This window comes from Stenotrophomonas sp. OVS01A (assembly GCF_019969775.1).
GTDB lineage: Bacteria > Pseudomonadota > Gammaproteobacteria > Xanthomonadales > Xanthomonadaceae > Stenotrophomonas > Stenotrophomonas indicatrix.
In genome coordinates this window covers 111233-133450 of record NZ_JAHXYV010000004.1, presented here as the reverse complement: position 1 = coordinate 133450, position 22218 = coordinate 111233, and the positions used below count along the sequence as shown (strand labels likewise).

The 22218-nt window shown below is 67.7% G+C and carries 20 protein-coding genes; 6 read left to right on the top strand and 14 right to left on the bottom strand.

Annotation, left to right across the window (positions count from 1 at the left end):
• Positions 1-16: 16 nt before the first annotated feature.
• The 4 genes from LC407_RS15310 to LC407_RS15295 form a co-directional block, all read right to left on the bottom strand.
• Complete coding sequence (locus LC407_RS15310; RefSeq protein ID WP_025875449.1) at positions 17-583, bottom strand: ECF-type sigma factor; 567 nt, start codon at positions 581-583, stop codon at positions 17-19.
• A 69-nt stretch (positions 584-652) separates the two neighbouring features.
• Entirely contained in the window at positions 653-1465 is an 813-nt protein-coding gene (gene mutM, locus LC407_RS15305; RefSeq protein WP_080150236.1) for a bifunctional DNA-formamidopyrimidine glycosylase/DNA-(apurinic or apyrimidinic site) lyase, read from the bottom strand.
• Positions 1466-1484: 19 nt separating this feature from the next.
• Positions 1485-1820: an EF-hand domain-containing protein gene (locus tag LC407_RS15300; RefSeq protein WP_025875455.1), complete on the bottom strand. Its 336-nt coding sequence runs from the start codon at positions 1818-1820 to the stop codon at positions 1485-1487.
• Positions 1817-3019, bottom strand: coding sequence for a fatty acid desaturase (locus LC407_RS15295; RefSeq protein WP_025875457.1), 1203 nt, complete (start codon positions 3017-3019; stop codon positions 1817-1819). Before LC407_RS15295 ends, LC407_RS15300 begins: the two co-directional genes overlap by 4 nt.
• 215 nt (positions 3020-3234) lie before the next feature.
• Between LC407_RS15295 and LC407_RS15290 the strand changes: the two genes are divergently transcribed.
• Entirely contained in the window at positions 3235-3993 is a 759-nt protein-coding gene (locus LC407_RS15290; RefSeq protein ID WP_223483189.1) for an ATP-binding cassette domain-containing protein, read from the top strand.
• A gap of 46 nt (positions 3994-4039) precedes the next feature.
• Here LC407_RS15290 and LC407_RS15285 read toward each other — a convergent pair whose 3' ends face one another.
• Positions 4040-5239 (bottom strand): DUF4785 family protein, encoded by a 1200-nt coding sequence (locus LC407_RS15285; RefSeq protein ID WP_223483136.1) that lies wholly within the window; start codon positions 5237-5239, stop codon positions 4040-4042.
• An 11-nt stretch (positions 5240-5250) separates the two neighbouring features.
• The gene (locus LC407_RS15280) at positions 5251-6129 is read right to left on the bottom strand and encodes a hypothetical protein (RefSeq protein ID WP_223483135.1); all 879 of its coding nucleotides are present in this window, start codon (positions 6127-6129) and stop codon (positions 5251-5253) included.
• Between the two features lie 233 nt (positions 6130-6362).
• Here LC407_RS15280 and LC407_RS15275 point away from each other — a divergent pair, with 233 nt between their 5' ends.
• On the top strand, positions 6363-7205 hold the full coding sequence (locus LC407_RS15275) for a phosphatase PAP2 family protein (protein ID WP_223483134.1): 843 nt from the start codon (positions 6363-6365) through the stop codon (positions 7203-7205).
• A 145-nt stretch (positions 7206-7350) separates the two neighbouring features.
• Here the strand turns inward: LC407_RS15275 and LC407_RS15270 are convergent, their stop codons facing one another.
• The gene (locus LC407_RS15270; protein ID WP_032978438.1) at positions 7351-9621 is read right to left on the bottom strand and encodes a TonB-dependent receptor; all 2271 of its coding nucleotides are present in this window, start codon (positions 9619-9621) and stop codon (positions 7351-7353) included.
• 159 nt (positions 9622-9780) lie between these two features.
• On the opposite strand from LC407_RS15270, the gene LC407_RS15265 reads away from it, so the two are divergent.
• Together LC407_RS15265 and LC407_RS15260 are read left to right on the top strand one after the other, a co-directional pair.
• Positions 9781-10785 carry a TIGR00266 family protein gene (locus tag LC407_RS15265; RefSeq protein WP_223483133.1) on the top strand — a complete coding sequence of 335 codons (1005 nt, stop codon included), beginning with the start codon at positions 9781-9783 and terminating at the stop codon, positions 10783-10785.
• Positions 10786-10993: 208 nt separating this feature from the next.
• Complete coding sequence (locus LC407_RS15260) at positions 10994-11986, top strand: patatin-like phospholipase family protein (protein WP_025875469.1); 993 nt, start codon at positions 10994-10996, stop codon at positions 11984-11986.
• Positions 11987-12013: 27 nt separating this feature from the next.
• On the opposite strand, the gene LC407_RS15255 is transcribed toward LC407_RS15260, so the two are convergent.
• Both LC407_RS15255 and LC407_RS15250 read right to left on the bottom strand, forming a co-directional pair.
• Complete coding sequence (locus LC407_RS15255; RefSeq protein ID WP_223483132.1) at positions 12014-14017, bottom strand: hypothetical protein; 2004 nt, start codon at positions 14015-14017, stop codon at positions 12014-12016.
• A gap of 107 nt (positions 14018-14124) precedes the next feature.
• Positions 14125-14607, bottom strand: coding sequence for an Lrp/AsnC family transcriptional regulator (locus tag LC407_RS15250; RefSeq protein WP_025875473.1), 483 nt, complete (start codon positions 14605-14607; stop codon positions 14125-14127).
• A gap of 125 nt (positions 14608-14732) precedes the next feature.
• Here LC407_RS15250 and phhA point away from each other — a divergent pair, with 125 nt between their 5' ends.
• The gene (gene phhA, locus LC407_RS15245) at positions 14733-15626 is read left to right on the top strand and encodes a phenylalanine 4-monooxygenase (RefSeq protein WP_025875475.1); all 894 of its coding nucleotides are present in this window, start codon (positions 14733-14735) and stop codon (positions 15624-15626) included.
• 91 nt (positions 15627-15717) lie between these two features.
• On the top strand, positions 15718-16368 hold the full coding sequence (locus tag LC407_RS15240) for a DUF4375 domain-containing protein (protein WP_223483131.1): 651 nt from the start codon (positions 15718-15720) through the stop codon (positions 16366-16368).
• 29 nt (positions 16369-16397) lie between these two features.
• On the opposite strand, the gene LC407_RS15235 is transcribed toward LC407_RS15240, so the two are convergent.
• The 5 genes from LC407_RS15235 to LC407_RS15215 all read right to left on the bottom strand — a co-directional run bounded on the left by LC407_RS15235 (position 16398) and on the right by LC407_RS15215 (position 22214).
• Positions 16398-17495, bottom strand: coding sequence for a GDSL-type esterase/lipase family protein (locus LC407_RS15235; protein WP_223483130.1), 1098 nt, complete (start codon positions 17493-17495; stop codon positions 16398-16400).
• Positions 17496-17597: 102 nt separating this feature from the next.
• Positions 17598-18353, bottom strand: a complete 756-nt coding sequence (gene kduD / locus LC407_RS15230) for a 2-dehydro-3-deoxy-D-gluconate 5-dehydrogenase KduD (RefSeq protein WP_025875481.1) — start codon at positions 18351-18353, stop codon at positions 17598-17600.
• 82 nt (positions 18354-18435) lie between these two features.
• Positions 18436-19284, bottom strand: a complete 849-nt coding sequence (gene kduI, locus LC407_RS15225; RefSeq protein WP_025875483.1) for a 5-dehydro-4-deoxy-D-glucuronate isomerase — start codon at positions 19282-19284, stop codon at positions 18436-18438.
• A 243-nt stretch (positions 19285-19527) separates the two neighbouring features.
• Positions 19528-20586 (bottom strand): LacI family DNA-binding transcriptional regulator, encoded by a 1059-nt coding sequence (locus LC407_RS15220; RefSeq protein ID WP_025875485.1) that lies wholly within the window; start codon positions 20584-20586, stop codon positions 19528-19530.
• 38 nt (positions 20587-20624) lie between these two features.
• Positions 20625-22214: a family 43 glycosylhydrolase gene (locus tag LC407_RS15215; RefSeq protein ID WP_223483129.1), complete on the bottom strand. Its 1590-nt coding sequence runs from the start codon at positions 22212-22214 to the stop codon at positions 20625-20627.
• Positions 22215-22218 lie beyond the last annotated feature (4 nt).

The following is a 22218-nucleotide window of genomic DNA, read 5'->3' as shown; positions in this document are numbered from 1 at the left end:
TGTGGGTGGCGGCGACTCAGTCGCTGCGCATCGCGGCCAGCAGGAACAGCCGCGCTTTCTGCCAGTCGCGGCGGATGCTGCGCTCCGAGCGCTGGCTCAGTTCGGCGATCTCCAGTTCGGACAAGCCGGCGAAGTAGCGCAGCTCCACCACCTTGGCCAGGTGCGCATCGACGGCCTGCAGGCGTTCCAATGCAACATCGAGGGCCAGCAGATCCTCGTCCAGGCGCACGCCGCTGCTGCTGTTCTCGGGAATCTCGGCCACCCGCTTGAGGTCGCCACCGCGCTTGCGCGCCAGCCGGTTGCGCGCGTAATCGACGACCACGCTGCGCATCGCCGACGCCGCATAGGCGAAGAAGTGCGCACGGTCCTCGAAACGCGCCGCACCGCGGCTGCCCAGCAGTTTCAGGTAGGACTCGTGGACCAGCGAGGTCGCATCCAGGGTGCGTCCCTGCTGCCCGGCCAGCTGCCGCCGGGCCATGCTGTGCAGTTCCTGGTACAAGGTGGTCAGCACACGGTCGAGCGCGGCGCGGTCGCCACCGCGCGCAGCATCCAGCCATACGGTGATATCCGGGCCTTCGTCCATCGCCAACGCTCCCCCGCAGCGGATGTCGGCTGGACTATAGCGCTGCGCGTGTGCAGCGCATGAAGACGTTCAGCGCTGGCAGCGGCTGCACCACACGCTTGCCCGCTGGCCGATCATGGCGTGCTTGAGCGGGCGGCCGCAGCCGGGGCACGGCAGGCCATCGCGGCCATAGACCAGCAGCTCCTGCTCGAAGTAGCCCGGCGCGCCGTCGGGGCTGATGAAATCGCGCAGGGTGGTACCACCGCGGGTGATGGCGTAGTCCAGCGTTTCCTTCACTGCCGTGGCCAGCCGCCGATAGCGCTCGCGGGTGACCTTGCCGGCCTCGCGCAGCGGGCTGATCCCCGCCTTGTACAGGCTCTCGGCGGCGTAGATGTTGCCCACCCCGACCACCACCGCCTGGTCCATCAGGAAGGTCTTCACCGGCGCGCTGCGGCCGCGGCTGCGGGCAAACAGGTAGTCGCCGTCGAAGGCGTCGTCCAGCGGCTCCGGGCCCAGCCCCTGCAGCAGCGGGTGGATCTCGCCGGCCGGCTGCCAGAGCAGGCTGCCGAAGCGGCGCGGGTCGTTGAAGCGCAGCAGGCGGCCGTTGTCCAGGCTGATGTCCACATGGTCGTGCGCGCGCAACGGGGTGTCGCCGGGCAGCACGCGCAGGCTGCCGGACATGCCCAGGTGCAGCACGGCGCTGCCGATGGCGGTATCCAGCAGCAGGTACTTGGCACGGCGGCGCACCTCTTCGATGCGCTGGCCGGGCAGCAGCTCGACCACTTCCGGTGGAATCGGCCAACGCAGGTCGGCACGGCGCAGGATCACCCCGTGCACGCGGCGGCCCTGCAGGTGTGGCGCCAGGCCACGGCGGGTGGTTTCTACTTCGGGCAGTTCGGGCATGGGACGATTCTATGCCCGCTCAGCGCGGCGGTGCAGCCAGTTCCCGTGCATCCAGGAATCCGTCACCGTTGGCGTCCTGCTTGTGGAAGCGCTGCACGATCACCTGCCGCTGCTGTTCGCGGGTGATGGCCCTGCCCTTGCCGCCGGGCAGTTCGTCGGCGGTCAGCACGCCATCGCCGTTACGGTCCATGCGATCGAAGGCATACAGCATCCACTGCAGGTACTCGGCTTCACTGACCTTGCCGTCGCCATCGCTGTCCATGCGCTGCAGGTAACTGGCAGTGTCGCTGACCTGGGCCTGCACGGCAGGTGCGCACACGGCGGCCAGCAGCAATGCCGTCAGCGCAGCCCTCATCCGCCCACCAGGGTGTAGCCCTTCAGTCGCGCGGCATAGGCCTGCAGCGCGGCGATGCCGCTTTCCTCGGCCTCGCGGCACCAGGCCTGCAGTTGACGCAGGCGCTCGGCGGCATCATGGCCGCGTGCTTCCAGCAGCGTCGCCAGGCGTGCGCGGTATTCCACCAGGGTGCGGATGCGCGGGCGCTGGGCGACCCATTCGCTGAGCTGGGCGCGGCTGTCCGGCTTCAACCAGCGGCCGTCGTTGACCAGGCCACGGCGCAGCCGGCGCGGCAGCAACCGGCGCAGCTTTGCACCCGCGTATCGCGCTTCTTCGCGCAATGCCGGCATGAACACGTTGCGCTGGTAGTCGGTCATCGCCTGGAAGCGATGCGACAGCAGTGCCTTCAGGGTATCGGCGTCGGGCACGGCGATGTTGGGGCGCACGTCCATGGCCGGCGCGACACGCAGGACCTTGGCCAAGCGCAATGCCTGCAGCAGGCGGATCGCACTCCAGCCGATGTCGAATTCCCAGCGCCGCATCGCAAAGCGCGCCGAGCTGGGGAACGCATGGTGGTTGTTGTGCAGTTCCTCGCCACCAATCCAGAACGCCCACGGCGTCAGGTTGGTGGAGGTGTCGGCCGACTCGTAGTTGCGATAGCCCCACCAGTGGCCCAGGCCATTGACCACGCCGGCGGCCCAGAACGGGATCCACGCCATCTGGATCGCCCACAGGGCGACGCCCGGCAGGCCGAACAGCACCGTGTTGATGGCAAACAGCAGCACCGGGCCGAGGGTTGCGTACGGGGTGTACAGGCGGCGCTCGATCGCGTCGTCCGGAGTGCCGCGACCGTACTGTTCGATGTCCTCGCGCATGCCGCGTGCTTCGCGGTACAGCTCCACGCCGCGCCAGAACACCTGGCCGATGCCACGGGTAACGGGGCTGTGCGGGTCGTCCTCGGTTTCCACCTTGGCGTGGTGCTTGCGATGGATCGCCACCCACTCCTTGGTGATCATCGAGGTGGTCAGCCAGGTCCAGAAGCGGAAGAAGTGCGCGACCACCGGGTGGAAGTCCACGCCCCGGTGCGCCTGGCTGCGGTGCAGGTAGAGGGTGACCGAGAAGATCGTAAGCTGGGTGAAGACCAGCAGCACCAGGGCCAGCTGCCACCAGCCCAGGCCCAGTACGCCACCGGTCAGCAGGGACATCAGGGCATCAGGCATGGCGGCTCTCCAGAGCGACACAGGTATGGAAGACATCATGGGCGCTTGCGTTGCAAACTGCACCTTGCACCGCTGGATTGGCAGCGCCATTCCGTGGCTTCGTTCACAGTTGGGGACCCGTGTTGTCGACCCTTGATCCGCGCATCCGCGCCGTAGACCCCGCCCCATCCGCCGGGGACCTGCCGCCCTTGATCGAACTGGACCGCGCCAGCGTGATGCGCGGCCAGGTGAAGGTCCTGCACGGGCTGAGCCTGCGCATCGCGCAGGGCCAGCACACCGCCCTGCTCGGCCCCAATGGCTGTGGCAAGTCCACCTTCATCAAGCTGATCACCCGCGAGCTGTACCCGTTGGCGCAGGCCGACGGCACGGTGGCGGTGAAGGTGCTGGGGCAGAACCGCTGGCAGGTCGACCGGCTGCGTTCGCAGCTGGGCATCGTCACCGGTGACCTCAGCAGCAACCTGGCCGACATGCCGGGGCTGACGGTGGAGCAGGCGGTGCTGTCGGGGTTCTTCGCCAGCTACATGGTGCCGGCCTTCCGCGAGGTCACCACCGATATGCGCATGCGGGTGGGCGAGACCCTGGCGATGACCGGTGCGTCGGGCCTGCGTGAGCGTGCCTACGCCGAACTGTCGGCCGGCGAGACCCGCCGCGTGCTGATCGCCCGCGCGCTGGTCAACCGGCCGCAGGCGCTGCTGCTGGATGAACCCTCCACCGGGCTGGACCTGGTAGCCCGCCAGCAGTTGATCGCCACCATGCGCGTGCTTGCGCAGCAGGGCATCACCCTGGTGCTGGTCACCCACCACATCGAGGAAGTGATTCCCGAGATCGAGCGCGTGGTGCTGCTGCGCGACGGCCGCGTGGTGGCCGATGGAGCGCGCGCCGAGCTGCTGCGCGACGAACCGCTGTCGGCCGTGTTCGGCGGCGCGATCACGGTGGTGGAACAGGAAGGACGGCTGACCGCGTACGCGGGGTGACACCGCGTCTGTGGCGGGCCGGACGTCCGGCCCGCCACGCCCTGCTTCAGAACCGCAACGCCAGCGCGCGCGACTCGATCGGTGCCATCCGGCTCTGGTCCTGCAGCTGCAGGTCGCGCAGTTCATAGGGCGCACCGAAGCCGGCAGGCAACGCGGCCTGGTCGAAGGGCAGTACCAGCGCGCCGCGGCCCGGGCCATCGAACCACGCTGCGGCATGCGCCTGCGCCACCGGCTGCAACTGGCCGTTGGCTGCGGTGGCATACAGGGTGCCGCGCGCCTCGTAGCGTCCGGCGGCGGCCACCTGCAACGGCAGACTGACCTGGCGGCTGGCCGGGTCGGGGGCGGCCTGGCCGGTGAAGCGTGCGGTTGGCCGCGCCACGGCGAAGGCGACCTTGCCATCGCGCAGCACGCCGTCGGCCTGGGCGAACACCTGCAGTTCCCACAGGCCCTGCGTGTTGCTGGCCTCGGCCGGAATCCTTACCTGTGCACGCAGGCTGCCATCGGTGGTGCGCAGCAACCGCTGCGGCCAGCTGCGGCCATCGGGTGCGACCAGCAGCGCTTCGCCGCCGAGGCTGTCACGCCGTGTGCGCAACGCCGACGCGCTGGCACCGTCTTCCAGCAGACGCGCTTGCAGCTGCACGTTGCCTCCGGCCAGCACCTGCGTCTGGCTGGCCTGCACTTCCAACCGCAGCGGGCTGTTGGGCTCCAGCACCTGCACCACATAGCGGCCCTGCGCCTGCGCGCTCTGCAGGCGGTAAGCGCCGGCCGCGCTGGTGGTGCCGGTGCGCAGCATGCTGCTGCCATCACCGACCGGCATGCCCGCATCCTGCAGCTGGCGTGCGTCGACGCTGCGCGCGACGCTGCTGCGCCCCGCCGGATCACGTACCTGCAGCGAGCTGGCCGGCAGCGCGCGGGCGCCCGGCGCCGGGCTGAGCTGGATCACCGCATCCGGTGCGCTCAGTGGCAGTTCCAGGCCGCGCTGCAGTTCGGCAGCGTCGACCTGCTGCCAGTAGCTGCGGCTGATGGCGGCCTGGGGACCGGGAGCCTGCAGTGGCTGTGCCGGGTCCAGCGCCCAGGCGAAGGCCAGCGGCGCGTGCTCGCTTTCATCGGCAGGCAGCGGCGCGGCAACCAGGCCGGCGGGAATCTGGTCGCCAGCGGCAACACGCAGCGGCTGCGCGGCCTGCGCCGATGCAGTGCAAAGGACCGCCAGCACGGCGGCAGCCAGCAAGGTGGAATGGATCGTCATGGTCATCTCCCTCACTGGGTCAGGTCGTTGCGCAGGATGCCGCCGAGGCCGAAGCACTCGCGGCGGCTCTGGTTGTGGCTGAGCGGCTCGGCGCCCTGAGTGCGCGCCTTGTCGGTGAACCACAGCGTGCCGGCTGCCTTCTGGCTGCTGCATTCCAGGAAACCGTCCGAGCACGACGACAGCCAGTTCTGGGTGAACTCCAGGCCGACATTGGCGGCATAGCCACCGCAGTAGCTGTTGCTGTCCCACACCGCCGACTCGACATCGCTGCCGACCACTGCGCGGAACGGCTTGGGCAGGGCCGGGCGGCCGGCGGTGCCGTACAGGTTCTGCGCGTTGTAGGTGGCCATGTGTCCAACCTGCTGCATGCGCACGGCATCGCTCTTGTAGCCCAGCAGCCAGCCCAGCGAGGTTTCGAAGGTATTGCCGTTGAGCACGGCGTCGGCCAGCGGCGTCCCTGCCGAGGAGGGCGCCAGCGCAGTGACCTTGCGCACCCGGTTGATGATCTTCGGGTAGCGGCTGTCGTAGGTGGGGTTGGACAGGATCCAGCGCATCACGTTGCCGCCGTTGGAATGGGTGATCACCACCAGCTGGGTGATGCCACGGCTGTCGATGAAGCCGGTGAGCTGGTTGGCGAGGCAACCGGCCGCTTCCGGCTTCCACATGTACTGGGTGAAGTCGCAGTTGATGACTACGTAGTTGCTGCTGTTCGGCAGACCCTGGCGGACGGTGTCGATGATCGCCGGCTGCCAGTAGTCCTGCGTGGCATTGGTCTGCGCGCCGGTGCCATGCACGAAGGCCACGCCGTAGACGTCGGCGGCCTGCGCCGGGGCGGTCGCCAGCCCCAGGACCAGGGCCAGGACGGTACTTCCTGTTGCGGTGCTGCGCATCGCTTCTCTCCCTTTCAGCGGATCCCCCCGGCCCGGCTGTGACCTGATGCTCGTGGCGGCAGCGCGTGAAAGTCCGTGCGCTGCGCCCGGATTCAGGAGATTGCCGACACTTGATGACTGTTTTCATCCAACCCAGCGGGACCATGCCGGGTCTGGCCGTATGACCGATGGACGCTGCGGCCGGCAATCGAGGCTGCGATCATGGCCGGCGAGTTCCCTGCCCGAGTCTGCCCATGTCGTCGATCCTCCCCCCTGCCCGTCCGCTGCTGGGCCTGGCCATCGCGTTGTCGCTGGCCGGCTGCGCCGCCACCACCGCCAGCAAACCGACCGCCGTCGAAGCCAACGTCACCACCAAGGCCGTGGGCTACCTGGACAAGACCGCAGTGCCGGCCAGCATCGATCTGGTGCCGGCACCACCGGCCGCCGGCTCGGCGGCCTTTGCGCTGGACGAGCAGGTCAGCCGTGAAGCACGCGCGCTGCGCGGCAGCCCGCGCTTCGCCCAGGCCGGTGTCGATGCCGAACTCGGCTTCCCGGAAGGCGCCAACCACTTTTCCTGCGCCGCCGACATCGACGTCGATGCAGTGAAGACCCCGGCCCTGTACCGCCTGCTGGAGCGCAGCCGCATCGACGCCAGTGCTGCCACCAAGGCTGCCAAGAACAAGTACCAGCGCCCGCGTCCGTTCATGGTCAACGGCGAGCCGACCTGCTCGCCGAAGGATGAGGAGGGGCTGCGCAGCAACGGCTCCTACCCGTCCGGCCATACCTCGATCGGCTGGGCATGGGCATTGATCCTGTCGGAGATCGCACCGGACCGCGCCGATGCCATCCAGGCACGCGGCCGCAACTACGGCGAGAGCCGCCTGGTATGCAACGTGCACTGGCAGAGCGACATCCTCGAAGGCCGCTTCATGGGCGCCGCCGCCGTGGCCCGCCTGCATGACAACGCGGCGTTCAACAGCGACCTGCTTGCCGCGCGCAGGGAGATCGCTGCTGCGCGCAAGGCCGGCCTGCATTCCAGCCGCGACTGCGCCACCGAAAACGCCGTGCTGAAGGTGCGCCCGCAGAGCGCCTTGTAATCCACCGCCGCTGCGCTCGCCGGGCATGGCCCGGCGCTACCGGGCGCGACGCATGGGTAGCGCCGGACCGTTCCCGGCGGACGCGAAAAACAGAAGGGCCGGCATTGCGCCGGCCCTTCTTCATTGCATCACTGCTGCAGCCGCATCAGAACTTCGCGGTGAACTCCACGCCCCAGGTACGCGGCTCGTTGAGGAAGCCGGTCAGGTTGTTGAAGTCGATCGCGCCGACCACGCGGGTCTGGTTGGTCAGGTTGCGGCCGAACACGGCCACGTCGTACTGGCCGTAATCCCAGTTGTAACCCAGGCGCAGGCCACCTTCCAGCGAACTGCGGCCGCGGAATTCCGGCGACTCGTAGATGAAGAAGTTGACCGCACTGCGGTAGGCCCAGTCGGTGTAGGCATACAGCTCGCTGCCATCGCTGAGCGGGAAGCCCACGCGCAGGGTCGCGTTGTGGATCCACTTCGGTGCCTGCGGCAGCGGATTGCCGTTGACCAGCGCATAGGTGCCGCCATTGATGACCGTGGTCGGGTCGGTGATGGTGCAACCGCCGCCACAGACCGCCACCGCCAGGTTCTTGTCCTTGATCTCGGTGTCGTTGTAGCTGCTGCCGAAGGTCAGCAGCACGTTGTCGGCCAGGTAGGCTTCCAGGTCCAGCTCCACGCCCTGGCCGATGGTCTTGTCGGCGTTGAGCAGGGTGGCGGTGTTGTTGGTGCCACCGACGGCAATCAGCTGCTGGCCGTCCACGTCATAGCGGAACACGCTGAAGCCCAGGCGCGCACGACGTTCGAACAGGTCGGCCTTGATGCCGGCTTCGTACGAAATCACCTTCTCCGAATCGGCCTGCGACAGGCCCGGTGCGAACGCCAGGCGACCCTGGATCGACGGTGCGCGGAAGCCCTTGGCCACGCGTGCATAGGCATTGACGTTGTCGGTCAGCTTGTACACGCCGCTGACATCCCAGCTGACGTCGTTGACGTCGGTGTTGGCCAGGTACGGACCGCTGACCGGGGTGCCGAACGGCACGGCCTGCAGCACGCTGGCACTGAAGTCCTTCTTGTCCTGCGTATAGCGCACGCCGGCACGCAGCTTGAAGCGGTCGGTGACATCGAAGTCGCCCGAAGCGAACACCGCCCATGCCTTGTTGCGCTGCTGCTGCACGACGTGGCCGGTCTGCGGGTTGCCCGGGGTCAGCGAGTCGTAGTTGAAGTTGTTGATGGTGACGTCTTCATCGAAGTAGAAGACGCCGGCCTGCCAGTCGAAGCGGCCCCATTCGTTGGATTCCACGCGGAATTCCTGGGTCCACTGGCGGTGGTGCGGCAGGCCGTCGGCGGACTCGGACGAGAACGGAATCAGGCCCGGGCCGGAGTTGCCTGCGCCGAGGAACGCGGCGCCGTAGCCACCGTCGATGTCGCCGCGGTTGAGCGATTCGGCGGTCTCATAGCCGGTGATCGAATGCAGGGTCACCGAACCGAGGTTCCACTGCAGGCGCGCGCTGCCGCCCCAGGTTTCCAGGTCGGAGAAATTGACGCCGTCGTTGGCGACCTTGTCGCGGTCGAAGTTCTCGACCAGCGCGTTGCCGCCCTTCTCGATGATGTTGGCGCGGAACAGGCGCGCGGTGCCGTTGAGCTTGCGCTTGTGCAGGTTGAACAGCGCTTCGAAGTCATCGCCTTCGTACAGGAACTGCACGCGGCCGGCGGCTTCGTCATAGCCTTCAAAACCACTATTGGGCGCACCGGCACGGGTGTTGTCGACCCAGTCGTCACGACGCTGGTAGATGGCCGACACGCGTGCGGACCAGCGGTCGGTCAGCGGGCCGCCGTAGGCGCCCTGCACGTTCCAGCTGTTGTAGCTGCCATAGCCCACGCGCACGTAGCCATCGGCATCCTGCGACGGCCGCGCCGAATCGAACTTGACCACGCCAGCCGGGGTGTTGCGCCCGAACAGGGTGCCCTGCGGGCCGCGCAGCACTTCCACGCCGGCCAGGTCGAACAGCGGGAAGCCCTTCAGCAGCGGGCTTTCCTGCACCACATCGTCGTACACCAGCGAGACCGGCTGCGATGCATTGAGGTCGAAATCGGTATTGCCCAGGCCGCGGATGTAGAAGCGCGGGAAGGCACGGCCGTAGGACGACTCGATGTTGAGGCTCGGCACGCGCGCAGCAAGGAAGCGGATGTCATCGCCCGCCGAACCGAGCACGTCGAGCTTTTCGCCCTGGATCGCGCTGATCGCAACCGGCACGTCCTTGGCGTTCTCGACACGACGCTGTGCAGTCACCTGCAGCGCATCGAGGGCGACCGGATCCTTGGCGGCGGGGGTTTCCTGGGCGGCTGCTACCAGCGGCAGCAGGGCGGAAAGAGCGACAACGAGCGGGCGCGCGACCGGAGAGCGGCCACGGGAAGTACGGGTCGGAGACATGGCGGTAGGCTGTGTTTGGAGGGGTGGTAAAACGGCGCTACCAGATAATTGTTGCAATACAGCACCTCCCTCGCAAATGCCGATCGTTCATGGCCGCCTCGCGCGCCGCCGGACGCTGCCGCTAGACTCGGGGTTTTTCCCCGCAACGGACCTGCTGCGATGACCCAGTGGTACTTCCATGCTCCCGGCCAGGCCGACCGTGTCGGTCCGTTCGACGAGGAGGCCGCGCGCCGCTTTGCCCAGGCCAATCCGCGCGCGCTGGCCTGGTGCCAGGGCATGACAGGGTGGACACCGGTGTCCGAAATCGCCGCCCTGCAGCAGGCCGGCACCGGCACCGCGGCTCCGCCGCCGATGCCTGCAGTCACCCCTGCAGTCGCAACAGCGTCAACCGGTGGCCGCGCCGACCGCATCGACTTCCGCATCGTCGGCCATGAAATGCAGTTCGTGGAAATCGAGCTGGATCCCGGCGAAGGTGCGGTGGCCGAGGCCGGCGCGCTGATGTTCAAGGATGCCTCGGTGCAGATGGACACCGTCTTCGGCGGCGGCGCGCGCAGCGGCCAGAGTGGCGGTTTCATGGACAAGGTGATGGCGGCCGGCAAGCGCGTGCTGACCGGTGAAAGCCTGTTTGCCACCGTCTACACACAGACCGGCCAGGGCCGCGGCAAGGTCGCTTTCGCCGCGCCCTATCCCGGCATCGTGCTGGCGATGAAGCTGGACCAGCACGGCGGGCGCCTGATCTGCCAGAAGGACAGCTTCCTGGCCGGCGCGCGCGGCGTGCAGATCGGCGTGCAGTTCCAGCGCAAGATCATGACCGGCCTGTTCGGCGGCGAGGGCTTCATCATGCAGAAGCTTGAAGGCGATGGCTGGGTGTTCATCCATGCCGGCGGCTGCGTGGTCGAGCGTGAGCTGGCCGCCGGCGAACGCCTGGACGTCGATACCGGCTGCATCGTCGCCTACCACCCGACCGTGGACATGGACGTGCGCCGGGTCAAAGGCATCCGAAGCGTGCTGTTCGGTGGCGAGGGCGTGTTCCTGGCCACCCTGACCGGGCCAGGCAAGGTCTGGCTGCAGTCGCTGCCGTTCTCGCGCCTGGCCGGCCGCATGTGGATGGCCGCGCCGCAGGGCGGCGGCAAGAGCCGCGGCGAGAGTTCGCTGCTGGGCTGAGCGGGAAGTCTGGACGGCTGGTAGTGCCGGCCGCTGGCCGGCAACCCCGGCAACCCATGCATCCCAGCGATTGCCGGCCAGCGGCCGGCACTACCCAGTCGGCGGCAGGCGATTTCATGAATGGGGAGCCGGCCCACCCTGCCCGGCCTGCCACGCCTTCGGTATGCTGGCGCCCTTTCCTGAATCCGGCGCCGCGAGCGCACTGCCGATGAGCCTGTTCCGCCCCCGCGTGCTGCTGTCCGTCGCCCTGCTCGGCCTGCTGGCCGGTTGCGGTGGTGAAGAGGTCCGCCCCACCCCGCCCGCGCAGCCCACCGTGGTTCCGCAGGCCAAGCCGGTGAAGATCGGCATCGCACTCGGCGGCGGCGCGGCCAAGGGCTTTGCGCACATCGGCGTGATCAAGATGCTCGAGGCCAACGGCTTCGAACCGGTGGTGGTGTCCGGCACCAGTGCCGGCAGCGTGGTCGGCGCCCTGTATGCCAGCGGCATGGACGCCTTCCAGATGCAGAGCAAGGCGGTGGCGCTGGATGAAGCCAGCATCCGCGACGTGCGCCTGTTCTCCGGTGGCCTGGTGCAGGGCCAGAAGCTGCAGGACTACGTCAACGAACAGGTGGCCAACCGCCCAGCCGAGCGCCTGAAGAAGCCGTTCGCCGCCGTCGCCACCCAGCTGGAGACCGGCGAGCGTTCGATCTTCGTTCGCGGCAACGTCGGCCAGGCGGTGCGTGCTTCCAGCAGCATCCCCGGCGTGTTCGAGCCGGTGAAGATCGGTGGCCGCAACTACATCGACGGCGGCGTGGTCAGCCCGGTGCCGGTGGATGCCGCACGACAGCTCGGTGCCGAGTTCGTGATCGCCGTGGACATCTCCAGCAAGGCCAGCGGCAAGGCACCGACCGGCATGCTCGGCATCGTCAACCAGTCGATCTCGATCATGGGCCAGCGCCTGGGCGAGCAGGAACTGGCGCGCGCCGACATCGTGATCCGGCCGAAGGTGCTGGACATCGGTGCTGCCGATTTCAGCCAGCGTGGCACGGCCATCCTGGAAGGCGAGAAGGCCGCGATGGCGGCGATGCCGCAGATCCGCGCCAAGATCCAGCAGCTGCAGAAGGCCCGCGCCGCCGCATTGGCACCGGCACCGGTGGCTGCGCCCAAGTGCGACGAGCCTTCGCGCCTGGGCAAGCTGATGGGCCGCAAGGAAAAGTGCTGACGCGCGGCGCTTGAACGGCCGCCGCGGTCAGCGCCGCGGTGGCGGGTAACCACTGGCCAGGCGTCGCTGCCGGCGCCGCTCATCCACCGCCCGGTCATGCCGCTGTGCGCTCAGCTGCAACTGCTCCATCGCGTCCCCCGGCAGCCACAGCTGTTGCTGGGCACGGGTGATCGCCACATAGGCGGCGCGCACCGGGCTGTGCAGCGCGCGCGCATCATGGCCGCTGTCGAAGCAGCACGGCGCCATGGACACGGTAGCGAACTGCAGGTTCTTGGCGTGCTGGGCCAGGCACAGCACGACGCTGGCCTCGTCCGCATCGACCAGTTGCCCGAGCAGGCGCTGCAACGCCGCAGCATCGAAGCCACCGGCAAACAGCGCGGGAATGTCCGCCTGTCCACGCTTGGCACAGACCTGCACGAAGCTTTCCCAGCGTTGTCCGGGGCCGCCAGCGGCGGCGCTGCGCCAGGCGTCGATCGGACCGTCCACCTCTTTCAACAGCGCCTGCCGCGACGCAGGATGCAGATGCACGCGCGCGCCGCGCGCAACCAACTCGTTGGCTTCCAGCAGCATCCGCCACAGGCTGCCGTACAGGCGGGCGCCGGTGCTGGGCACCACCGACCAGTCATCATAGCGGCGCAGCCCGGTGGCGCGGTCGCTGGCCCCCACGAAAGGCGCCGGTTCGCCGAGATCGTCCAACGCCAGTGACTGGTTGACCAGCGCATCGACCTGCCGCCCTTGCCGCACCGACTGGTGCATCTCCAGCGTTTTCGCCGATGACCAGCGCTGTACGCGTCCGCTCAGCCGTTGATGCGGATCGCCCAGGCTGACCACGCCGGGCGCGTGGGTGGCCAGCAGCTGTTTCCATGCAGGGCTGAGATCGTGCGCCTCATCGACCAGCACCATGCCCAGCGACACTGGCAGCGGCACAGCACGCAGGGCCAGCCATTTGCCGATGTGTCCGGCATCCAGGCGCAGGCAGCCACCCTTCTGCACGACCGGATCGAACATGCAACGCCAGACGAACTCCGCGGCCGCGATGAACGGCGTGGCTTCCAGCTGCGCTGCGCCCAGCGAGCGCTGGAAATGCCAGGCCTGCAGGCTCGGCGCTGACGACGCGCACCACCGGTTGATGGCGTCCAGGGCGATCATCAGGACCTGGTCCGGCCGGCGTGCACCGATGTCCGGCAGGCCGAGGCGGGCGGCCGCCTCGCGCAGGGTCAGCGTGCTCTGCCGGTAGGTCGGTACGAAGCCACCGGTCAGGCCGTTGGCGGCGGCATGGCGGGCGATCGCGTTGGCGAACTCGATCTGGGTCAGCAGGCGCGTGCCGGCGTCGGCCGGCAGCCGCGCGCGGAATGCCTCGACCTGGCCACGCGTGGGCGCCACGTAGGTATAACGGCCCGGGCGAGCCTGCAGCAGCGCCAGCACCAGATGGCCCTTGCCGGTGCCGGCATAGGCCTGCAGGTCGATCAATTCATCGGGATTGGCCGCGATCGCACGCAGCACGCGTGCCTGTTCGGAAGTGAACAGGCCGTTGTGCTGGGTTGCATGCGTGGTCTGTTCGTCATCGCCGGTGTCTTCGTCATCGCCTTCGGCCAGCGATGTCGCCGGAAAGTGGATCGTGTGCTCTTCCAGGGTGATCCTGCACGCCGTCTGGAAGTCCGCGCCGGGATACGCATCCGGCGATGCAGCCAGCACCGCCTCCATCACCTCGTCCGGTGCCAGCAGCACGTCCTGCGCGGCCAGCACGCCCAGCCACGCCTCCAGCGCCCGCGCGTCCTGTCCAGCGCTGGCCGCCAGCTGCGCCTGCGCAGCAGGGCCGTCATCGGCGGCGAACAGCGCACAGGCGTCGTGCAGCAACCGCTGCAGCTGGGTGGCCGGTGGCCTCTGCCGGCGGCACAGCATGGCCACCAGCAGGCCGGCCTGCTCCAGCGGTGTGTCCGGCGGCGTGCCGTCGCTCAGGTGCCGCAGCAGGCTCTGCTCGCGCAGCGGAAGGAACAACGGGGAAGACGTCGGGGATGGGGTATCAGACATGCCGGAGCCAGAGGGAATCACTGCGCGGCCTGCGTGTGCACGGCCGCCGCGGGCCACGATGCTCGGCCAGCCCGCGCGCGCCGTCAAACATCACCGCGGCCGCCGGTTCATTCCAGCTGCGACAAAGGCAATGCCTGGAAACCCTTCACCGTGCGCAGCACGAAGCTGGAATTGGCATCGGCCACGCCACCGGCGTTGAGCAGCCTGTCCAGCAGGAAACGCGAGAAGTGCTCCAGATCGCGCACATACACATGCAGCAGATAGTCCATGTCGCCGGTCAGAGCGTGGCAGGCCACCACTTCATCCCAGGCCTGCACGCTGTCGACGAAGTGCCCGATCGCGGCCTGGTCATGCTTTTCCAGCTGGACGCGCACGAACGCCTGCAGCCCCAGACCGAGCCGGCGTGGCTCCAGTCGCGCGCCATAGCCGACGATCACCCCTTCGCTTTCCAGCCGCTGCAGGCGGCGCAGGCAGGCCGACGGCGACAGGTTCACCCGCGTCGCCAGCTCCGCGTTGGTGGCGCGACCATCACGCTGGATTTCAGCCAGCAGACGTATATCCGTGCGATCGAACTGGACTTCTCCGGCCATTGTTGCCCCGCAACATGGTGAGTACGCAAGGATATTGCGCCAACAAGGTCAATCCGCGCAACTTTTGCAACCCTGTTGCGCGCCCCCTGCCCTAGCATCGTGGGTATCCCGTCAAGGAGTCTTCCATGGACCTCGCCCAGCCCCGCCGCGTCGAACACCAGCAGACCGACAAGGGCTATGTGCCGGTGTACACCACCGCGCTCGTCGAGCAGCCGTGGGACACCTATACCGCCGACGACCACGCCACCTGGAGCACGCTGTACCAGCGCCAGCGCGAACTGCTGGTCGGCCGCGCCTGCCAGGAGTTCCTGGATGCGCAGGACGAGATGGGCATGAGCGCGCACATGATCCCGCGCTTCGACCAGCTCAATGAAGTGCTGGGCGCGGCCACCGGCTGGACCCTGGTCGGCGTGGAAGGCCTGCTGCCGGAACTGGATTTCTTCGACCACCTTGCCAACCGCCGCTTCCCGGTGACGTGGTGGATCCGCCGCCCCGACCAGATCGACTACATCGCCGAACCGGATCTGTTCCACGACCTGTTCGGCCACGTGCCGCTGCTGATGAATCCGGTGTTCGCCAACTACATGGAGGCCTACGGCCGCGGCGGCGTCAAAGCACATGCGATCGGCCCGGAGGCGCTGCAGAACCTGACCCGCCTGTACTGGTACACGGTGGAGTTCGGCCTTATCGACACGCCCGAAGGCATGCGCATCTACGGTGCCGGCATCGTCTCGTCGAAGGGCGAATCGCTGTACTCGCTGGAGTCGGCCGCACCGAACCGCATCGGTTTCGACCTGCAGCGGATCATGCGCACGCGCTACCGCATCGACACCTTCCAGAAGACCTACTTCGTCATCGACAGCTTCGAGCAGCTGATGCAGGCGACGTCGCCGGACTTCACCCCGATCTATGCCGCGCTGGCCGACCAGGCGCACCTGCCGGCCGGTGACGTGCAGGCCGACGACCGCGTGTTCCAGGCGGGTACGGGCGAAGGCTGGGCTGATGGTGGGGATGTGTGAGGCGACAGCCGAGGTCCGGCTAAACTTCAAAAGCGTCTGCAGCTTTTGAAGATTAGGGGGCCAATCCTGGGTCTCCGCTATCCTGCACGGCATGACTGATGCATTTGCTTCGCTGCGCGTAACCGACGTCGCCTTCAACGACGACTTCATCCTGATGACCCTGGCCGATGGCCGCCGCACCCGCCAGCCGTTGCGCTGGGCGCCCGCGCTGTTCGAGGCCACGGCTGAACAGCGTGCGCAGTGGGTGCTCACGACCGATGGGCTGGGCGTGAACTGGCCCGCGCTGCTGCCGGCGCAGGAACGCGGCGTGGTCGATGTTCCGAACCAGGTGTGGGATGACCGCTATGAAGCCGCGCTGGCGCGCCTGAAGGCGGCCGCGTGGTCGCTCGATGCGCTGTCCGATGAAGACCAGCAGCTGGTGGCGCTGTGGCGGATGGAAGCGGACATCAACAACGGCGGCTTCATGCAGTTCCTGTGCAACTGGGGCGACCCGACCTGCCAGCTGGCGCTGCGCGCATTGCAGGCGATGGGCGCAACGCAGACGCACGCGATCCTGGCCGGCATGCGTGGTCTGCTCGACCGGCTGGAAGACGACCCGGCGATCAAGGAACTGACCGACCTGTATGGCGCGATGACCGAGCAGGAGCAGGAGGCGCTGCATGCCTTCGAGGACGACTATTACGCCCGCCCGGAAGATCTGGCCCGGCTGGGCTTGAAGCATTTCGGCCCGGAGCCGTTGTAGAGCCGAGCCCACGCTCGGCTGCGTTTCTCTTACCGCGGATACGCCAGCAGCACCACCAGATCCTCATCACCCACCTGCTGCAGCGCATGACTGCTGCCCTTGCGCGTCAGCAGCGCATGCCCCGCACGCACGTCGTGCTGTTTTCCATCCAGCACATAGCTGCCCTGCCCGCTCACGATGTAGTAGATCTCATCCTTGTGCTGCGGATGCAGGCCGATGCCCGCGCCCTTGTGCAGCACGCGCTTGCGCAGCACGAACGGCAGGCCCTGCGCATCGGCGAAGAACGGGTACGCCGTGGTCGGCCCGCCGCCGCCATGTGGGCCCGGTTGCGCGCGCGCCAGCGTGTCTTCGTGCACCACCTGCGAGGCACGCGCAGGATCGCCGCCCTGCCCCACCCCCATCACATCGCAGTCGATATCGCGCACCAGTGCAGGCTGCAGCGCCGGCAGAACCTGCACCGCCTCGCGCAGCACCAGGCACGCCACGGCATTCGCACCGGCCACGCTGAAATGGGTGCCGTCGGCCTTCTTCTGCTCGGGCACGAACAGGAAGTACGGGCGTGCACCCTGCTCGCCCAGCGCGCGGATCCAGCGCATGCTGCGGTCGTTGAGGTCGATCAGTGCCACGTGCTCGCGTGTGGCCAGCTGCTGCATCGCCAACGTGTAACGCGCGTGCGTATCCAGCAGCGAACCGAAGTCGTACAGCAGCCGTGCCACCGGCGTGACCAGCACCGGCGTGGCACCCTTGTCACGCGCCAACTGCACGTAGCGCATCAGCATCCGCGGGTAGTCACTGTCCGGATCGGTATAACGCGTCCGGTCTTCGAACTTGGCATCGTTGTGGCCGAACTGGATCAGCAGCACGTCGCCGCGACGCAGTTCGCGGCCAATCGCATCCAGGCGTCCTTCGTCGATGAAGCTGCGCGTGCTGCGCCCACCCTTGGCGTGGTTTCGCACTTCGAAGCGCGCCGGATCCAGGTAGCTCTGCAGCGCCTGGCCCCACCCGGCCTGCGGCGCACGCTCGGGCCCGTATTCGGCCGCAGTGGAGTCACCGGCAATGAACAATCGCACCGGCGCCGCATGCGCGGCGGCGCTCGACAGCAGCAACAGCAACAACAGCTTCCGCATGGCCGGGCCTTGGTAGTGCCGGCCGCTGGCCGGCAATTTCATGGATGCGTTGAGCGTCGGTGGAAATGCCGGCCAGTGGCCGGCACTACCGAAAACCAAGCATTACCGCGCCAGCCAGCCACCATCGACCGGCAGCACCGCACCGTTGATGTAATCCGACGCCGACGAGGCCAGGAACACCGCCGCGCCGGCCAGATCTTCCGGCGTACCCCAACGGCCGGCCGGAATGCGCTCGAGGATCGCCTTGTTGCGGTCCTGGTCGGCGCGCAGCGCGGCGGTGTTGTCGGTGGCCATGTAGCCCGGTGCGATCGCGTTGATGTTCACGCCCTTGCCCGCCCACTCGTTGGCCAGCAGGCGGGTGATGCCGGCGATGCCGCTCTTGCTGGCGGTGTACGACGGTACGCGGATGCCGCCCTGGAACGACAGCATCGAGGCGATGTTGATGATCTTGCCGCTGCCCTGGGCGATGAAATGGCGGCCGGCGGCCTGCGAGATGAAGAAAGCCGACTTGATGTTGACGTTCATCACGTCGTCCCAGTCCTGCTCGCTGAAGTCCACTGCGTCGGCGCGGCGGATCAGGCCGGCGTTGTTGACCAGGATATGCAGACCGCCCAAGCCTTCGAGCGTTTCGCGCACCACGCGCTCGACCGGCTCGATGCTGATCAGGTTGGCTTCCACCGCCAGGCAGCGGCGGCCCAGCGCGGTGATCTTCTCGATGGTTTCAGTGGGCGGGGCGATGCCGGCCACGGCGACATCGGCGCCTGCGGCAGCCAGCGCCACCGCGATGCCTTGGCCCAGGCCGGTATTGCCACCGGTTACCAGAGCGACTTTTCCTTCCAGGCTGAAGGGATTGGTCATTGCGTATGCGTTCCTTGGTAGAGGCGTGCGTGATGCGGGGCAGGTGGCCACCGGCACGGCGTGCGCGGTGGCCGCCCGGCGCTTACTTGAGCTGGCAGATGTCCAGCACGTGCATGTCGGTGTAATCCAGGTTCTCGCCACCCATCGCCCAGATGAAGGCGTAGTTGCTGGTGCCGGCGCCCATGTGGATCGACCACGGCGGCGACACCACCGCTTCGTTGTTCTGGATGACGATGTGGCGCTGTGCGTCCGGCTCGCCCATGAAGTGGTAGACGCGGTCGCTGTCGCCCAGGTCGAAGTAGAAATAGACCTCGCTGCGGCGGTCGTGCAGGTGCGGCGGCATGGTGTTCCAGACGCTGCCCGGCTTGAGTACGGTCAGGCCCAGCAGCAGCTGCGAGGACTGGCAGGTGGCCGGCACGATGTACTGGTAGATGGTGCGCTCGTTGCTGGTTTCCAGCGCGCCGCGATCCAGTGCCACCGCGTCCTTGATCGACAACTGCCTGGTTTCAAAGCGCGCATGCGCCGGGGTCGAGGCCAGGTAGAACTGCGCCGGGTTGGCGGCGTCCTGCGAAGCGAAGACGACGTCCTTGCTGCCCATCGCCACGTACAGGCCATCCTTCGGCCCCAGCGTGTACACGGTGCCATCGACGGTGACCGTACCGGTGCCGCTGCCAACGTTGATGATGCCCAGCTCGCGACGCTCCAGGAACGGATGGCCAGCGGCCGACGCCGGTTCGGTCTGCGCCGGCAGCGACAGCGGGCCGTTGACCGGCGCCGCACCGCCCAGCACGAAGCGCTCGTAGTGGGTGTACTTCAGGGTCACCGCATCGGCGTTGAACAGGCCATCGAGCAGGTACAGCTCGCGCAGCTGATCGTTGCTGGCGCCCTTGATGGCGTCGGGATGGGTGGCGTAATGGGTCTTGCAGTACATGGCTTCTCCAGAGCAGGGGGCGGGCCGATGGTTCGGCCCCGGCACGGTTCACGGTCGATTCTAGCCAGACAGGAAACCGGTGTCATTTTGCGCTGCACGATGGTGGTTGGACGGCATCGGCAGGTGCGATCGATGGGGGGAGGGCGGGTGGAGTGTCACGAGCGTTGGTCGTGACCTACCGGACTGATCCGTGAAAGGTGTCACGACCAACGGTCGTGACGTACAGGATTGATCCCTGCGGGATCAATCCTCGGGAGGTTGGCAGGAATCGCGCACGATCAGGTGCGGGCGCACGCTGGCGATCTGCAGCGCAGGCTGGCCTTCGGGCTGGATCAGCATGGCCGCAGCGGTGCGGCCGGTGTCGCGGGTATGCCGGCGCACCGAGGTCAGCGACGGCCACAGGCGCGAGGCCAGCGGGCTGTCGTCGTAACCGACGATCGACAGCTGGCGCGGAATGTTGATGCCCGCACGCAGCGCGACCTTGTAGATACCGGCGGCCATTTCATCGTTGCCGGTGAAGATCGCCGTCGGCCGGCGCTTGCCCAGCAGCAGTTTCTCGGCGGCGGCCACACCCGATTCGAAGGTGTAGCCGGCCTCGATGATGCGATCCTTCGGCAGCTCGATGCCACGCTGCGACAGCGCCTCGATGAAGCCGGCGGTGCGTTCGTGCGCCGAGCGGTATGCACTGGGGCCGGTCACCAGGGCGATGTCACGGTGGCCCAGCGAAAGCAGGTAGTCGGCCGCTTCGGCGGCGCCATCGCGGTCGTGGGTGACCACCATCTGCGAGGTTTCATCCAGCGGCAGCGCAGCCACGCGGGTGAAGCGGCAGCCGATCTCGTCCAGCATGTCCGCCAGCGCCTGGTCTTCGGACGCACGCGGCACCAGGATCACCCCATGCAGCTTCTGCTGCTGGGCGAAGCGGCGCACGCCGTCGATGTAGCCCGGGCTGCGGCTGTCGCAGGGGTGCACCACCAGTTCGAAGCTGGAGCCACGCAGCGCATCCAGCGCGCCGTACTGCATGTCCACGATGTACTGCGCGGTGGGGTTGTCGTAGACCATGCCGATCAGGAACGAGCGGCGGAAGGCCAGGCCACGGGCCAGCGGGTCGGGGGTGTAGCCGACTTCGCGCATCAACGCTTCCACCTTGTCGCGCGTGTCCTTGCGCACCAGCGGCGAGTTGTTGATGATCCTTGAAACCGTTTTCTTGGATACACCCGACAGTCGCGCGATGTCGTTGATCGTGGCTGCCTTGCCCTTTGCCAATGCCGGCGTAGCGGCATCGTTCTTGTTGCGCACTGACATGTAGTGAACCCGATAAGCCTGGGGATTCCAGCGCGCGCTCAGTCCAGCGCGCGATAGCGGAAGCTGCGGAAGGTTACCGCACCGTTGCCGGCCGCATACAGGGCCGGTTTCAGTGCCAGGAACTTGCCGGCCACATTGTGATGGTAACCGGACACTTCCATCTGAACCGGATACTTCTGCCAGGTCTGGCCATCGGCACTGGAATGGATGGTGACGATGTGGCGGTTGTTGGTCACCCGCAGCCAGAGCCGGCCGCCCTTGGCGCTGGCCGCCAGCCGGGTGGGCCGCTCCTCGCCGTAGCGGTGCATGACGAACTGCTCGCCGTTGCTGCCCACGCCCACATACAGGCGGTCGCTGTAGAACAGCAGGGCACCGCCCACCGCGCCGGGGGCGATCTCCATCTGCACCTCGAACTGGTAGGCCGGATCCCCGGCAATGGTCGTCAGCGGCGAGGCGTCGCGCGGCGTGCTGCCCTTGCCCTGCAGTACCAGGCCATCACCGCTGAAGCGCAGGCGCCGGTATTCATCCAGCGCCGGGTTGAAGAACGCCCACTGCGGGCCCAGCGTACGGCCGGTGAAAGCATCCGACAGGGCCATGCCGTGCGGTGCCAGCGCGCTGCCCGATGGCTTGCGCAGCGGCTGCCCGAGATCGCCGCCCTTGGCCACGAACCAGCCATCGGCGGTCCATTCGATCGGTTCCAGCAGCGCCTGCCGGCCCAGCGTCCAGAAGCCGTTCTCGTAGCCGTGGTACATCATCCACCAGCGGCCGTCGGTGCCTTCGATCACCGTGGCGTGGCCACGCGACCACCATGGTTCAGCGGCCGACCGGGTGCGCATGATCGGGTTGTTCGGCGCGTTCACCCACGGGCCGTGGATCGAGCGCGAGCGCGCGGTGATCACCATGTGCCCGGTCGGCGGGCCGGCGGTGCCGCCCACCGCAGTGGTCATGTAGTACCAGCCATCGCGGAAGTGGATCTTCGGGCCTTCCTGCGCGTAGGCCTCCACGTCCCAGCTTTCCGGGTAGCGCCAGCCGTCGTACACATGCTTGGGCGTACCCACCACGCTCAGGCCGTCATCGGCCAGCTGCACGTAGTCGCCGCCGCTGAGGAACAGGTAGCGCTTGCCGTCCTCGCCAACCGCGTGGCCGGGGTCGATGTAGCCACCCAGGCCGATGTCGATCGGCGCACTCCACGGGCCCTTGATGTCATCGGCCCAGACAACGAAGTTGCTGCGGCGCTCACCGGTGCGCGCCGGGAAGTAGATGAAGTAGCGGCCCTGGTGCTTGACGATGTCCGGCGCCCAGATCGCACCTACGTTCTGCGTGATCGCATGGCCGAGCGGCTGCCAGTTGACCAGGTCGCGCGAGTGCCAGATCGGCAGGCCGGGGTAGGCGTCGAACGAAGACAGGGTGAGGTAGTAATCCTCGCCGTCCTTCAGCACCGACGGATCGGGCCTGTCACCGGCCAGCACCGGGTTGAGGAAGGTACCGTTGCCAAGGTCGCCCTGGCGCTGGTGCTCGATGCCGCGCTTCCACTGCGCGGGCGCGGGGTCGGCAGCCAGGGCAGGCAGCGCGGCCAGCAGCAGGCCGAGCAGGGCGGTTGCAGCAGTGCGGTGCAGCGTCGGTGTCATGTGA

What these genes read in the sequence shown, in the direction of transcription:
- LC407_RS15275 (WP_223483134.1), top strand. Translation starts at nt 6,363, where the DNA reads ATGTCGTCGATCCTCCCCCCTGCCCGTCCGCTGCTGGGCCTGGCCATC.
- LC407_RS15215 (WP_223483129.1), bottom strand. Translation starts at nt 22,214, where the DNA reads ATGACACCGACGCTGCACCGCACTGCTGCAACCGCCCTGCTCGGCCTG.
- LC407_RS15255 (WP_223483132.1), bottom strand. Translation starts at nt 14,017, where the DNA reads ATGTCTGATACCCCATCCCCGACGTCTTCCCCGTTGTTCCTTCCGCTG.
- LC407_RS15290 (WP_223483189.1), top strand. Translation starts at nt 3,235, where the DNA reads ATGCGCGGCCAGGTGAAGGTCCTGCACGGGCTGAGCCTGCGCATCGCG.
- LC407_RS15235 (WP_223483130.1), bottom strand. Translation starts at nt 17,495, where the DNA reads ATGCGGAAGCTGTTGTTGCTGTTGCTGCTGTCGAGCGCCGCCGCGCAT.
- LC407_RS15300 (WP_025875455.1), bottom strand. Translation starts at nt 1,820, where the DNA reads ATGAGGGCTGCGCTGACGGCATTGCTGCTGGCCGCCGTGTGCGCACCT.
- LC407_RS15270 (WP_032978438.1), bottom strand. Translation starts at nt 9,621, where the DNA reads ATGTCTCCGACCCGTACTTCCCGTGGCCGCTCTCCGGTCGCGCGCCCG.
- LC407_RS15310 (WP_025875449.1), bottom strand. Translation starts at nt 583, where the DNA reads ATGGACGAAGGCCCGGATATCACCGTATGGCTGGATGCTGCGCGCGGT.
- kduD (WP_025875481.1), bottom strand. Translation starts at nt 18,353, where the DNA reads ATGACCAATCCCTTCAGCCTGGAAGGAAAAGTCGCTCTGGTAACCGGT.
- LC407_RS15220 (WP_025875485.1), bottom strand. Translation starts at nt 20,586, where the DNA reads ATGTCAGTGCGCAACAAGAACGATGCCGCTACGCCGGCATTGGCAAAG.
- phhA (WP_025875475.1), top strand. Translation starts at nt 14,733, where the DNA reads ATGGACCTCGCCCAGCCCCGCCGCGTCGAACACCAGCAGACCGACAAG.
- LC407_RS15295 (WP_025875457.1), bottom strand. Translation starts at nt 3,019, where the DNA reads ATGCCTGATGCCCTGATGTCCCTGCTGACCGGTGGCGTACTGGGCCTG.
- LC407_RS15280 (WP_223483135.1), bottom strand. Translation starts at nt 6,129, where the DNA reads ATGCGCAGCACCGCAACAGGAAGTACCGTCCTGGCCCTGGTCCTGGGG.
- LC407_RS15250 (WP_025875473.1), bottom strand. Translation starts at nt 14,607, where the DNA reads ATGGCCGGAGAAGTCCAGTTCGATCGCACGGATATACGTCTGCTGGCT.
- LC407_RS15285 (WP_223483136.1), bottom strand. Translation starts at nt 5,239, where the DNA reads ATGACGATCCATTCCACCTTGCTGGCTGCCGCCGTGCTGGCGGTCCTT.
- LC407_RS15260 (WP_025875469.1), top strand. Translation starts at nt 10,994, where the DNA reads ATGAGCCTGTTCCGCCCCCGCGTGCTGCTGTCCGTCGCCCTGCTCGGC.
- mutM (WP_080150236.1), bottom strand. Translation starts at nt 1,465, where the DNA reads ATGCCCGAACTGCCCGAAGTAGAAACCACCCGCCGTGGCCTGGCGCCA.
- LC407_RS15240 (WP_223483131.1), top strand. Translation starts at nt 15,718, where the DNA reads ATGACTGATGCATTTGCTTCGCTGCGCGTAACCGACGTCGCCTTCAAC.
- LC407_RS15265 (WP_223483133.1), top strand. Translation starts at nt 9,781, where the DNA reads ATGACCCAGTGGTACTTCCATGCTCCCGGCCAGGCCGACCGTGTCGGT.
- kduI (WP_025875483.1), bottom strand. Translation starts at nt 19,284, where the DNA reads ATGTACTGCAAGACCCATTACGCCACCCATCCCGACGCCATCAAGGGC.